A 13,054-nucleotide genomic window follows, 5' to 3' on the forward strand; every position below is an offset into this window, starting at 1 on the left:
GATACACTAGAGCCACGTTAATCAACTTACGAAAGAAAGATGGAGAGATCTCATGAAGACCATTCAAATCCTGATCGTGGACGACGACCTTGAAATCGCCCATTTGATCAAAATTTATTTGACTAATGAAGGATACCAGGTGCTCATAGCCAATAATGGCCGTGAAGCATTGGACGTGATTGCCAAGGAATCTATTCAATTGATTATTCTCGACGTTATGATGCCGGAAATGGACGGTCTTGAGGTCGTCCGGGCGGTACGTGCGGAGTATGGAATTCCAATTCTGATGCTGAGTGCCAAAGCCGAAGATATGGATAAAATAATGGGGCTGACGACAGGTGCGGACGATTATATGGTCAAGCCGTTTAATGCTCTCGAGCTGATCGCCAGGGTGAAGTCGCTGCTTCGCAGATCCATATATTTGAACGCACAGATTCAACCCGTGCAGGACCCGGAAGAAATTCAGATCGATTCTCTGAATATAAGCAAAAAAGCGCATACGGTTACAGTAGACGGCCGGAACGTTTATTTGACCTCAACGGAGTTTGATATTTTGTATCTGCTAGCTAGCCATCTCGGGCAGGTGTTTAGCGCGGAGGCTATTTTCGAAGCGGTATGGAAGGACAAGTTTCTGGAATCCAACAATACGGTTATGGTTCACATAAGCAAGCTTCGAGATAAATTGGAAAGCGAGCTGGGCGGTGTCAAGCTGATCCAGACCGTATGGGGAGTAGGTTATAAAATTGATCCGTAAACCGTGGAAGAGTCTGCGTTTCAAAATGTTATATTTGTTTGGGTTAAGCGCGCTTGCTTCTCTCCTGACGACTGGCCTCCTATATTTGGCTGCCGCAGTTGTTTACAGCAGTGATTTATTTATTTTTCCTGATCTATTGCGGGAGCTACTGGATAATTTCGGCCTTCCGGCTACAATTGTTACAGCCAGCCTGGTATTATTTATAATCTATTTCTTCGCCTTAAGCCGTTCGACCATTCGCTACTTGATGGGAATATCACAAGGAATCGAACGGATCGCCGAGGGGGATTTTGAATCCCACTTACCGGTACAAGGTGGAGACGAGCTTGGGGCATTGGCGGACAATATCAATAAAATGACGGCTCAATTGAAATGGTCCATCGAGGAAGAGCGCCGCGCCGAGAAGGCAAAGGCCGAGTTGGTTACGAACGTTTCTCACGATTTACGTACACCTTTAACGTCTATTGTCGGATATTTAGGACTGATTGAAGAGGATCGTTACCGGGATGAAGTGGAGCTGAGGCATTATGTTCAAATCGCCTATGAGAAATCGATGCGTCTGAAAACGATGATCGACGATTTATTCGAATTTACGAGGACGAGCGGGGGAATGGGGCTTCGGCTGTCTCCAATCAATCTGACCCAGATGCTTGGGCAATTGGCAGCTCAATTCCGCTTGCAGTTCGAACAGGCGGAGATGGAGAGCCGCTTAACACTTCCTGATCATCCGATTATCGTCGACGCAGATGGAGATAAGCTTGTTCGAGTATTCGAAAACTTGATCGTCAATGCGATTCAATACGGAAGGGATGGCAGGCAGGTCGACATCTCGGTTTGGAGCGATAACGGACAAGCCATCGTTGAGATCGCGAACTATGGCGAGCCTTTGCCGTCAGCCGTTATCCCGTTGTTATTCGAAAGGTTTTATCGCGCCGAGCATTCCCGTTCCCATAATACAGGAGGCTCGGGACTTGGGCTCGCGATTGCCAAGAACATCGTTGAGCTGCATCAAGGGGCGATTTCAGCAGCAAGCGACCAAGGGAGAACTACATTTACAGTGAAGCTTCCACTTGCGAAATAGGGAAATTGAAAAGCTGGATCTCAAATGAGGTCCAGCTTTTTGGATTTATTAAAAATGAATATTGGAGCTTACTCTTTTTTGTCATGTTTTTTTAATCTGGGTAATAGGAAAAGAGAAGGCGTTCCTCCCCATTCGTAATACTCCGTTAATTCGGATATGTCAGCCAAGCTGAATGCGACTAAAAAGGGTAAGAGGCCAATAGCAAGAATAGCAAATAATAATCCGAAGCAAATGGATTTTACAATCGCACCTACTGTCATCATACTCATCTCCAAATCTAAGTTGGATTTTGTGAAATTCTTTCATTTGTATCGCAATACGATATAAATATGTAGAGGAGCATGTATAAATGCCAAATCAAAGCTTAACAAAATCCGTATATGAGCAGTTAGCGAGTTTTAGGTATAAGCTTCGCGTATTTATGCACTTCAGTGAAAACGCCGCCAAAGAGGAAGGACTAACCCCACAACAACACCAATTAATGCTTGTTATTCAAGGATATCCAGGACGTGATTATGCTACCATCTCCGAAGTGGCGGAAAAGCTTCATATCACACATCATGCTTGTGTGGGGTTGGTATCCCGCTGCGAAAAATCAGATTTGATTAAACGACGGCCCAATCCGGACGACGCAAGAAGTGTTCTTATTGCATTAACGGATAAAGGGATCGAGCTCCTGCATCGTATATCTGATGTACATCTAAAGGAACTTCAAAATCTTCAAATTGATCTAACTTCGTTTGAATATGATTCGGATCTGCTGAAACCAGCATTGACGGAAACCTGCCTGCTATCAAAGCCTGGTCAGACTCACTCTGACTAGGCTTTTTCTTTTTACCTGCAGGAACAGGTTATTAATGATTAACTTCGACGTCATTTGTAAAAGATGGAAATAAGAAATAACATACTTCTGGTAAAAGTCAGACTAAGGTGATTGGCTGGTGATGTAATGCCTACAAGAAAAATTAAACGGATGGTTACGAAGCCGTTTGTATCAGGGCCAAGCAAAGTTCTGGATAAGCATAAAGGTGAAAAAATAAGCACCAATATTGAGAGTACGATTACTTTTATCCAAGGCATAATGGGAATGAATGAAGATTTAACGATTCGAAGATTCCATGTGTTTGGACAGCATCAAGCCGTTATCATGTACTTCTCTAATATGGTAAATCAGTCTACCGTCAATGTGGATATTGTGAAAGCACTTATGTATGTTCCTCCACATCTTATAGGAAGAACCATAGAGATTAATCAGTTGATTGATGTACTGATGAATGACGCACTTTATCATAGCGAGAGCAGATTGGAAGGCGAATTAACGGTTCTCGTCGATAGTCTTCTGCGAGGGGAGACAGTCGTAACAGTTGAAGGCCTGAGTCATTCCGTGATTATTAATACACGATACATAGATAAACGTTCGATTGAACAACCTGCTACCGAGCAGGTTATTCGGGGTCCTCGTGAAGGTTTTATCGAACCATTAGGCACGAATATCTCTCTTATACGCTATCGGTTACAATCCCCGGATCTTCGAATAGAGACGATGGAGATTGGCCGCAGAACTAAATCAAAGGTAGCCGTTTGCTATATGGAGGGCATTACTAACCCGGAGCTTGTTAAAGAGGTCAATAATCGTCTTTCCAAAATTGATATCGATACGGTGATGGATTCCGGCTACCTGGAGCAGTTTATTGAAGATAATCATTATTCGCCATTTCCGCAGGTTCAGTATACGGAACGTCCAGACAAAGTAGTTGCGAATTTAGCTGAGGGAAGGGTGTCCATTCTTGTAGATGGATCGCCACTTGCTTTAGTTGTTCCAACGGTGTTTAACCAGTTCTATCAGACGGTGGAAGATTATACGGAGCGCTTCGTGTTAATGAGTTCAATCCGGCTCGCCAGGTTGATCGCATTAGTCTTTTCGCTGGTCTTTCCGGCTATATACGTCTCGATTATTTCCTACAATCCGGAGCTGATTCCAACTGAATTTGCGGTTGCCGTAGCAGGAGGACGAGCAGGAGTTCCTTTTCCGGCTGTTGTTGAAGTAATTATTATTGAAATATCGATGGAAGTGCTGCGGGAGGCTACGATCCGATTGCCGCAGCAAGTCGGCGGCGCTTTATCGATCGTTGGTGTGCTAGTCATTGGACAAGCCGCCGTAGCTGCCGGGTTTGCCAGTCCCATTACGGTAGTTATTATTGCCTTAACGACAATTGGATCTTTTGCAACACCTGCTTATAACGCAGCACTTGCGCTTCGACTGCTTCGTTTTCCGCTCATCATTTTGGCAGGAATCTTTGGTCTTTATGGGGTCATGATTGGATTAATCCTCATTGCCAATCATCTCTTGTCGCTCAAATCGTTTGGCGTACCTTACCTAAGCCCACTTATCCCAGTTGACTTTCAGGGCTTGAAGGATCTGCTGATCAGAGGGCCGTTATGGCTGATGAATAAGAGACCGGCTTTTCTAAAGACTGTTGATGAAACAAAAGTATCAGAGACCATGTTTGAGGAGCTGGAAAAAGCTTCAACTAACGTGCTGGATCCTTTAAACGATAAGAATCAGTAGGAGGAGTTTGTTAGATGGAGCCCCGTCAGATTACCGTCATACAGGCATCGGCCGTTCTAGTCAGCACCATTATTGGTGTAGGCGTGCTTGCCCTTCCTCTGTTTGCCGTACGCGCGGCGGATTCTGGAGGGCCACTAGTTACTCTTCTTGCTGTGCTGCTCGCGTTTGTTGGATTAGCTCTGATCACTTGGCTTGGCATACGGTTTCCCGATCAAACGATTATCCGTTATAGCGAAGTCATTATCGGGAAATGGCTTGCATGGATAGGGAGTATGTTGATTATTCTCTTCTTTGCCGTGTTAACTTCGCTGACTGCGCGGGAATTCGGCGAAGTGGTTGTTACCTCGGTTCTGAAAGAAACTCCTGTTGAGGTGACGGTTATTGTCATGCTGCTGCTAGCGACGATTTCTACCCGTCACGGGATAACAACTTTTGCACATATCCATACCTTTTACGTACCGTTTCTTTTAATTCCTGTACTGGTTATCGTTGCGTTGTCCCTTAAAAATGCGGAAGCGATTAACTTACTGCCGATTTTGGGGAATGAACCAAGCGGCATGCTGAAAGGTACGTTAACGATAGCTGCTCTTTTTCAAGGAGCATTTATTTTGACCGCAGTCATTCCTTCTATGAAACACCCAGAGAAGGCGATGAAGGCAAGTGTATGGGGCATGGTAATTGCAGGTGGACTTTACATCATAATTGTTGCGGCCACAATAAGCGTGTTTGGCTCTGAGGAGATCAAGCAGCTGCTTTGGCCTACATTAGAATTGGCGAAAGCAACGACTTTGCCCGCTAACATTTTGGAACGCTTAGATGCTGCCTTTCTTGCGGTATGGGTAACTGCCGTGTTTACCACTCTTTTCTCGAGTTACTTTTTTACCATCTATGCCATGAGCCATCTATTTCGGTTACGAGAGCATAAGTTGTTCTCTTATTTTATTTTGCCCTTTGTATTTGTAATGGCCATGCTGCCTACAAACATCGTTCAGATGTATGAGATTATTGAAAATGTCGGCCGTATCGGCTTAATCATCACGACAGGGTATCCTGGTTTATTGCTTATCGTTTCAATCCTTCGCAAGAAGAGAGGTAATCGCATTGCAGACAAGAAAGTGGATCAAAACGATTAAGATGCTGTGCGTGGTTATTATTGCTACGCCTTTTCTTGCGGGCTGCTGGGATCGGCTTGAAATTGAGGAGAGGGCAGTGGTGCTTGGGGTATCCATAGATACGGTAGACACGGAACAAGCGGAAGAGGAAGAAGATGAAATCTCCCATATACGCGGGACGATACCTGCACCCAAGAAAGGGATGATGCGAGTTGCCGTGCAAATCGCTCTTCCCGGCAGAATTCCGCTGGGGCCAGGTGAAAGTGGAGGAGGAGCCAAGAATTCCGCTGGAGAAACGGTGTGGGTGATCGACGTAGTAGGCCACAGCATTAATGATGCATTCATGAATTTGCAGCAGCAGGTATCCAGCAAGCTCTTTTTCGGGCATTTACGTGTCATCGTCGTGTCTGAAGCATTTGCTAGAAAAGGGCTGGAAAACGTAAATGATTATTTCCGCCGTAACTCTGAGGTGCGCCGAATGGCCTGGCTGATGATTGCAAAAGGACAAGCACGGAAGCTCATGTTGGCTGCTCCACCACTTGAACGAGTGCCTACGCTTTATTTAATGTCCACACTGGATGAAGGCATTCGTATGGGGAAGTTCCCTAAAGACTTTATCGGAATGTTTTGGAGCGATGTGTCTAAAAAGGGGCAGGAGGGCTTCTTGCCTTATGTTGAAATAAAGAAAGAACAAAATGTGGAGATAAATGGTCTGGCTTACTTTGTTGATGACCATATGGTGGGAGTCACCAAGCCTTTAGAAATCGCAGGCTACTTAGCCGTTAAAGGAATAAATCCTGCAGGGTATAGGGTGTTCATCCAATTGGGAGGACCAGAAGAAACTATCATGACAACCGCAACACATCGCCGGTCAAAGATTAGCGTCCAAATCAAGGATGATGTACCCCATTTCACAATCGATATCGGGATCGAGCTTAATTTGGAAGGCAAGGTTAGCGAAGCCATTCAAATTGATGATCCGGCCGTCATGCAAATGATCGAAAACAAACAAGAAGAGGCTTCCGTCAAATTTTATTCCGACATTATTAAGAAATCACAAGAGAAAGGATCGGATTATTTCGGATTTGGCGAAATTGTCAGAGCGAAGAAGCCGCAGTATTGGAATAAACAAATCAAGACCGCAGAGGCATGGCAAAACATGTACAAAGACTGTACTTTCGATGTAAAAGTATCGATGAAGTTGCGTCGTATCGGGATGAAGGGCAAATAATTCGTCTAGCTTGGAGGGAAATAGAGATGCTCGGTGGTTACACAATCGGCTATCTTTATTATGTAATCACGTTGTTTATCATGAGCGGTTTGTTCATTCTATATGTCGATGTCAAAGATTTTCAGAAGGCGAAACAAAAAAAGGAATGGAAAGTATCCCGATTTATTGGTTGGTTTAATCTGATAATCGGTTTCATCACTTTGATCGGGAATTGGGTCATATAAAGCTTGCATTAACTGATTATCTCGCCAGCATAACTATTAATGAAGAAAATACGTAGTGAGAGCCCCGCCTATTGGTGGGGCTTTTATCGTTTTTTTGAAATTCTAGTGCTCTCGACGGTACACCTTGGGAGACATGCCATAAACTCTGTTGAACTGACGGGTAAAGTAGTTGCTGTCGTTAAAGCCGCTTTTATAAGAAACCTCTGTGATCGGACTATTTGTTGTTTTCAGCAAATGGCATGCGTGCTCCAAGCGTAGTCGCAATAGATAGGCGAAGGGGGTCGTTTGATAATAAGATTGGAAAATCCGATTTAAATGTCTCACTGATATATCCGATTTGTCAGCGATCTGTTCTCGCGTTAGTGGTTCAAGATAGTGATCTTCCATAAAAGAAATGGCATTCGCCAAGTGCATGAAGTTGCTCTGAATTCCTTGTCGATCCTGATTCTGATATTGTCTGGACAGATAGACGACGAGTTCCATGAAACGTGAGCGAAGCATGGTCTGATAGCCCTGAAGCTTGTCCGAATACTCATTAATCATGAAGGCAACGTGGGAAGAAACGTATTCCAGACTCGAGATCGGTAAGCTGAGTTTACTGTTGAAAGGTTGTATATTGCGATAAAACGGTTCCAACACAAAAAGGGCCTGGTAGCCGATAGACGTTCTAAGGTCTGGGCCGGCTGAAGCTAGTATTTCAGGGCGATACATAATGTTACAGATTCGAAAATCATGCGGATCTTTATAAGCATGAGAGGTTGCGCCGTCAATAACAAATACGTCTCCCTTTTTAATGAAAGATGCTTCTGTATTTACGATATGGGTAGCATGACCATTCAACACGATGACAAGCTCAGAAAAATCTACATGATCATGAAGATACATGTCTTCGTCATGCCCACCATACCCAATATAGAATAAAAATTGCTCGTCGGATGTAAACCAATTCAAATGGACACTTCGCATTAGGATTCTCCTCTAATTATGGCTCGCAATTGATTGATGTCCTAATCATGCTAGTTTTGGACCCTAAAATCAAGGATTAAGGATAATTTGTTCCATTATAATGCTAGATGAACACAATAATAATCATAAATGGGGGATACAGATGGAAAAAGTAAGAGAAATGTCAAAGCTGGGCATTGTCTTTACGCTTGCAATAGGTGTACTGGCTGGATGCTCTGGGAACAACAGCAACAACAGTGTTGTAAGCGATAACACAAGTAACGGACTTGAAAATGATACATCTCCAGTCACCTTCTCTTTCTTTAGTGAGGACCCAAATCCGAACTGGAGAAAAATGCAGGATGATGTAGGGAAAGAAATCACAAAGGCAACAGGTGTAACTCTTAATGCCGAATTCGCCGTTGGTGATCCTTCACAGAAGGTAGCACTCATCGCAACCAGCGGTGACTATCCGGATCTCATCAGCCCGAAAGGGGATTTGAACAAATTAGTCGATGCTGGAGCCATGCTTGATCTGACTGATTTGATTGAGAAGTATGCTCCAAATTTGAAAAAGCTGTTCGGTGACCAAATGAATCGTCTACGTTATAGTAACGACGACCAGTCCATCTATGTCGTTCCAACCTACTCAGCGGTGGGCGGCAAATCTTTTGTTGCAGGAGGCGGGTTCGAGCTCCAGCACCGTGCGGTGAAAGAAGCGGGTTATCCGGCGATCAAGACCCTTCAAGATTATGAGAATGTCATAAAATCCTATCTGGATAAGCATCCAACAGATGAGAACGGAAACAAAAATATTGGGCTGCTCCTCAATGCAGATGACTGGCATACGTATATTTCCGTTACGAACCCAGCAGCAGAAACAACCGGCAAGTCAGGTGACGGCGAGTATTTTATCGATCCAAAGACGTATGAGGCTACTTATCATTACCGTTCAGAAGGTGAGAAAGAGTACTTTAAATGGTTGAATCATATGTACAATAGCGGTTTGGTGGATACAGAAAGCTTCGTTCAGAAGAATGATCAGTACTTGGCTAAGGTTGCATCGGGACGGGTCATTGGCTTGATTGATGCAGATTGGGGTTACGCAGATGGAGAGAAGTCACTTAAAGCGGATAACAAGCTAGACCAAACCTACGGGCATTACTCGGTTATGTTATCTGACGCTTACAAAGACAACCGCTTCCAATCAACAGGCTTTATGGCAGGCTGGGGAGTAGGCATAACAACAGATTGCAAGGATCCGGTAAGAGCAATTAAATTCCTGGATTATTTAGCATCCGAGCAAGCCCAGGTTCTTAATAATTGGGGTATTGAAGGGAAGCATTATACGATGCAGGACGGCAAACGTGTCGTTCCGGATGATGTTCAGGATCGAATTATAAATGATAATACGGCATTCAGTAAGGAATCAGGTATTGGTTTTTATTCCAACCTGGGTGCACATTACGGAGACGGCGTACAGGATTCTACGGGTAACTATTATACGAAGAATTTCCCAGAGCTCATTATTGACACCTATACAAGTGCCGATAAGGAAACACTTAAAGCCTATAACGCGACAACCTGGAAAGACCTGTTCCCACAAGAGGAAGCGTTCCCCGTTAAAGATTGGGGTGCTGCTTGGAATATAGCCGTACCAGGTGATGACGATGTTACAATCCTGGGGAACAAAATGAAGGACATTACTTGGAAGTTAATTCCGCAGGCCATTATGGCGAAGCCGGGAGAGTTCGATCAAAAGTGGGACAGCTATCAGAAAGAGCTGCTCGACGCTGGTGTTGAGAAAATGGAAAAGGGCTTTACCAAATATGTTCAGGATCGCGTAAAACTATGGAATGAATAGAGAAATAGATTAGGAGATCAGAGATATGAATTATAGTAATCCCGTCATTAGTGGCTTCCATCCAGACCCTAGCGTCTGCCGAGTAGGGGAAGATTATTATTTGGTCACAAGTTCGTTTGAATATTTTCCAGGTGTTCCCCTCTTTCATAGTAAAGATCTTGTGAATTGGGAGCAGATTGGCCATGTTTTGACGCGGACGGAACAGCTGGATCTGCGAAAAGCCTGGAGCTCTGGCGGGATTTTTGCGCCAACCATACGGTTTAATAACGGAACATTCTACATGACAACGACAAACGTGTCAGGTGGGGGCAATTTTTATGTATTTACGGATGATCCTAAAGGTGAATGGTCTGATCCAGTCTATGTGGACCAGCCGGGAATCGATCCTGATCTCTTCTTTGATGAGGACGGCTTCGTGTATTATACAACCTCCCATGATGCTAAGGGGCAGGGCGCTTATCAAAGCAGAATTGACATTAAGACAGGAAAACGTCTGTCGGATGTAACTCTGTTATGGAAAGGAACCGGCGGCCAATACCCGGAGGCTCCGCATATCTATCGAATTGGCGAATGGTATTACCTTATGATTTCTGAGGGAGGAACGGAGTACGGGCACATGGTAACAATTGCGAGAAGCAGGAGACCCGATGGTCCATTCGAGAGTTGTCCGTACAACCCTGTACTAACCCATCGAAGCACACTAAATACAATTCAAGCAACGGGACACGCTGATTTCATTCAAGCTTCTGATAGCAGCTGGTGGGCTGTATTCCTTGGTATTCGCCCTGCTGGATATCCTAATCATCACTACTTGGGACGGGAGACCTTCTTAGCGCCAGTGACTTGGACAGAAGATGGCTGGCCAATTATTGGGGATAACGGAACGGTTGGTGAGACGATGCAGGCGGGCAATCTTCCTTTGCAGCCGAAGCCAAATCGCCAAGTGAGGGATAATTTCGAACAGACTGAGTTAGCTCCATACTGGAACCTTCTTCGTTCATCAGATTCTCAGAATTGGTCGCTTTCCGAGAAGAAAAGCTGTCTGACGCTATACGGCTCTGAGGCCACCTTGAATGAAATTGGCGTACCGTCTTTTATTGGTCGAAGACAGCAGCATTTTTCATGTCGTACATCGGCTCATCTTACGTTTGCACCACAGCAGGATGGTGAAGAAGCAGGAATGACGGTATTTATGAATGAACGGTTTCATTACGAAATAGCAATTAAGCAAATTGCTGGAGAGCGTAAGCTTATCTTCCGCAGAAGAATAGGTTCACTCTGGAAGATCGAAAACGAAAGGCCTTGGTCGGCTGACTCGGTTATTCTAAGTGTCCATGCGGACAAAATAAACTATGTCTTTGAGTATGCCGAAAGGGAGGAAGAAGAACCTATTCGGTTTGGACAAGGTGAATGCAAAATGCTGGCCACGGAATTAGCAGGCGGATTCACAGGTGTGTTTATCGCTATGTATGCGACGGGTAACGGTGTACGCTCCATTTCTCCTGCTTATTTTGACTGGTTTGATTATCAGGTCACAGAGGATTAAATAGAAACGCTTACTAAAAAGCTGCCGACTTCGGCAGCTTTTTTCGTTCACCACTAGGATTTTAATATCAAGTTAATAAAATATTTATTTTATACGATATTCTGCCTCAATAACAACTAGCCGATGACTTGGTGCATAATTGGGATAAGTCTGAACCGAAACTTAGAAAAATAGATCGAAAAACCTGGAACTTGTATTTATGATGTACCTCCCGTATGTTATTGAAAAGAACTTATTTCCCCTAAGGAGATTTACAGGGCATGTCCATACGATTAAAATTGCTGTTATCTTATGCAGCTATGCTTATCATTCCGCTCATATCAATTCTGCTTATTTCACTTCTTCTGGTCGTTTTTTACCAGGGTGATATCCAAAATTTAAAAAGTGTTTATGAGACGACAGAAAACAGGTTTGGACACGAGGCTGTCGAGCATGCTGCAAAAGAGATTAAACGCTCGTCCACACGTCATCCAGAATTATTACTGGATTCTTCTTATCTTGATGAATTGTCGGAAGATCTGGAAGTTAATGATTCAGGCATCATTGTAAGAACCGGAAACTCTATCTACTACCGTTCGTCAAGCATTCAACAAAATGATCAACTTGTAACAGATTTGCCGCCATACCATCAGGCAAATTCCGTTAACGACTATATAGAAAGGAAAGAAGGGAATACGAACTATGTGTTCCAGCAGTTTGATTTTGACTTTCAAAGCAAGCAGGTAAGCCTATTTATTATTTCTAAGGAGGACCCGCTTACCTATTTCATACGCAAGTATTTCCCTACCTTATTTGTTTGTTTATTATTAATTTTGATTGTCACACATCTGCTGCTGACGACTTATATGTCCAAAAGCATTATCCGTCGCATTGAAGCACTACGTAAAGCAGCAAGAGAGATGAAAAACGGAAATTTGGACTTTCAGCTTAATATGGAAGGAAAAGACGAGATTAGCCAATTAGGTATGGCATTCGAAGATATGCGCTCCCGCATGCAGGAATCTATTCAGGTTCAGACCCAATATGAAGAGAACCGCAAGGAGCTGATTGCAAGTATCTCCCATGATTTAAGAACACCTCTTACAGCCATCCGAGGTTATATTGACGGGGTTATAGAAGGAGTTGCGGATACGCCTGAGAAGAGCATGAAATACATGAAGACGATTGCAGCCAAAGCAGGTGAACTGGAGCATCTAATTAATGAGCTCTTCTTGTACTCTAAGTTGGACCTGAACCGTCAGCCCTTCCAGTTTGAATCAGTTGAACTGCTGCCTTTTCTCAATGATTTATCGGAAGAACTTCAATTCGAACTTGAGAAAAAGTCGATAATATTCGAACCAGATATCCGAATGAGCGCGGGACCATCTGTCTTAATGGACAGGGATCAATTTAAACGCGTGCTAAATAATATTATTCAAAACAGTGTCAGGTATATGGATAAACCTTTACCTGCCATACAAATGAAAGCATATTTGCAGGGGAATAAAGTTGTTATTGCGATAACGGATAATGGAATTGGTATGGAGGCAGACGTGGTCAAACATATTTTCGATCGCTTCTATCGCGTAGATGAATCGCGCAGTGCCAAGACTGGGGGGAGCGGACTAGGCCTTGCTATTGCGAAACAAATTATGGAGGGACATAACGGGATGATAACAGCTTCCAGTCAATTGACGATGGGTACAACAATCACCATCTCCATGCCTGTCCAATCCAAGGAATGAGGAA

General features: G+C 43.9%; 12 protein-coding genes. 10 read left to right on the forward strand and 2 right to left on the reverse strand.

Annotation, left to right across the window (positions count from 1 at the left end; all coding sequences use genetic code 11):
• Positions 1-52 precede the first annotated feature (52 nt).
• Together FHS17_RS09465 and FHS17_RS09470 are read left to right on the forward strand one after the other, a co-directional pair.
• Positions 53-754 (forward strand): response regulator transcription factor, encoded by a 702-nt coding sequence (locus FHS17_RS09465; RefSeq protein ID WP_167278127.1) that lies wholly within the window; start codon positions 53-55, stop codon positions 752-754.
• Positions 744-1,835: a sensor histidine kinase gene (locus FHS17_RS09470; protein WP_167278128.1), complete on the forward strand. Its 1,092-nt coding sequence runs from the start codon at positions 744-746 to the stop codon at positions 1,833-1,835. Before FHS17_RS09465 ends, FHS17_RS09470 begins: the two co-directional genes overlap by 11 nt.
• A gap of 68 nt (positions 1,836-1,903) precedes the next feature.
• On the opposite strand, the gene FHS17_RS09475 is transcribed toward FHS17_RS09470, so the two are convergent.
• Positions 1,904-2,098 carry a hypothetical protein gene (locus FHS17_RS09475; protein WP_167278129.1) on the reverse strand — a complete coding sequence of 65 codons (195 nt, stop codon included), beginning with the start codon at positions 2,096-2,098 and terminating at the stop codon, positions 1,904-1,906.
• Between the two features lie 86 nt (positions 2,099-2,184).
• Here FHS17_RS09475 and FHS17_RS09480 point away from each other — a divergent pair, with 86 nt between their 5' ends.
• The 5 genes from FHS17_RS09480 to FHS17_RS09500 all read left to right on the forward strand — a co-directional run bounded on the left by FHS17_RS09480 (position 2,185) and on the right by FHS17_RS09500 (position 6,971).
• Entirely contained in the window at positions 2,185-2,658 is a 474-nt protein-coding gene (locus FHS17_RS09480; protein WP_167278130.1) for a MarR family winged helix-turn-helix transcriptional regulator, read from the forward strand.
• 126 nt (positions 2,659-2,784) lie between these two features.
• Entirely contained in the window at positions 2,785-4,404 is a 1,620-nt protein-coding gene (locus tag FHS17_RS09485) for a spore germination protein (RefSeq protein ID WP_167278131.1), read from the forward strand.
• 14 nt (positions 4,405-4,418) lie between these two features.
• Positions 4,419-5,537: a GerAB/ArcD/ProY family transporter gene (locus tag FHS17_RS09490; protein WP_167278132.1), complete on the forward strand. Its 1,119-nt coding sequence runs from the start codon at positions 4,419-4,421 to the stop codon at positions 5,535-5,537.
• Positions 5,506-6,747 carry a Ger(x)C family spore germination protein gene (locus FHS17_RS09495; RefSeq protein ID WP_243865252.1) on the forward strand — a complete coding sequence of 414 codons (1,242 nt, stop codon included), beginning with the start codon at positions 5,506-5,508 and terminating at the stop codon, positions 6,745-6,747. Before FHS17_RS09490 ends, FHS17_RS09495 begins: the two co-directional genes overlap by 32 nt.
• Before the next feature lie 26 nt (positions 6,748-6,773).
• Entirely contained in the window at positions 6,774-6,971 is a 198-nt protein-coding gene (locus FHS17_RS09500; protein ID WP_167278133.1) for a CLC_0170 family protein, read from the forward strand.
• 102 nt (positions 6,972-7,073) lie between these two features.
• On the opposite strand, the gene FHS17_RS09505 is transcribed toward FHS17_RS09500, so the two are convergent.
• On the reverse strand, positions 7,074-7,937 hold the full coding sequence (locus FHS17_RS09505) for an AraC family transcriptional regulator (RefSeq protein WP_167278134.1): 864 nt from the start codon (positions 7,935-7,937) through the stop codon (positions 7,074-7,076).
• A gap of 142 nt (positions 7,938-8,079) precedes the next feature.
• Between FHS17_RS09505 and FHS17_RS09510 the strand changes: the two genes are divergently transcribed.
• The 3 genes from FHS17_RS09510 to FHS17_RS09520 all read left to right on the forward strand — a co-directional run bounded on the left by FHS17_RS09510 (position 8,080) and on the right by FHS17_RS09520 (position 13,050).
• Positions 8,080-9,780, forward strand: coding sequence for an ABC transporter substrate-binding protein (locus tag FHS17_RS09510; protein WP_167278135.1), 1,701 nt, complete (start codon positions 8,080-8,082; stop codon positions 9,778-9,780).
• 25 nt (positions 9,781-9,805) lie between these two features.
• The gene (locus FHS17_RS09515) at positions 9,806-11,326 is read left to right on the forward strand and encodes a glycoside hydrolase family 43 protein (RefSeq protein ID WP_167278136.1); all 1,521 of its coding nucleotides are present in this window, start codon (positions 9,806-9,808) and stop codon (positions 11,324-11,326) included.
• Positions 11,327-11,586: 260 nt separating this feature from the next.
• Positions 11,587-13,050, forward strand: a complete 1,464-nt coding sequence (locus tag FHS17_RS09520; RefSeq protein WP_167278137.1) for a sensor histidine kinase — start codon at positions 11,587-11,589, stop codon at positions 13,048-13,050.
• Positions 13,051-13,054: the final 4 nt, after the last annotated feature.

Origin of the sequence: Paenibacillus lupini (assembly GCF_011761355.1) — a bacterium.
Lineage (GTDB): Bacteria > Bacillota > Bacilli > Paenibacillales > Paenibacillaceae > Pristimantibacillus > Pristimantibacillus lupini.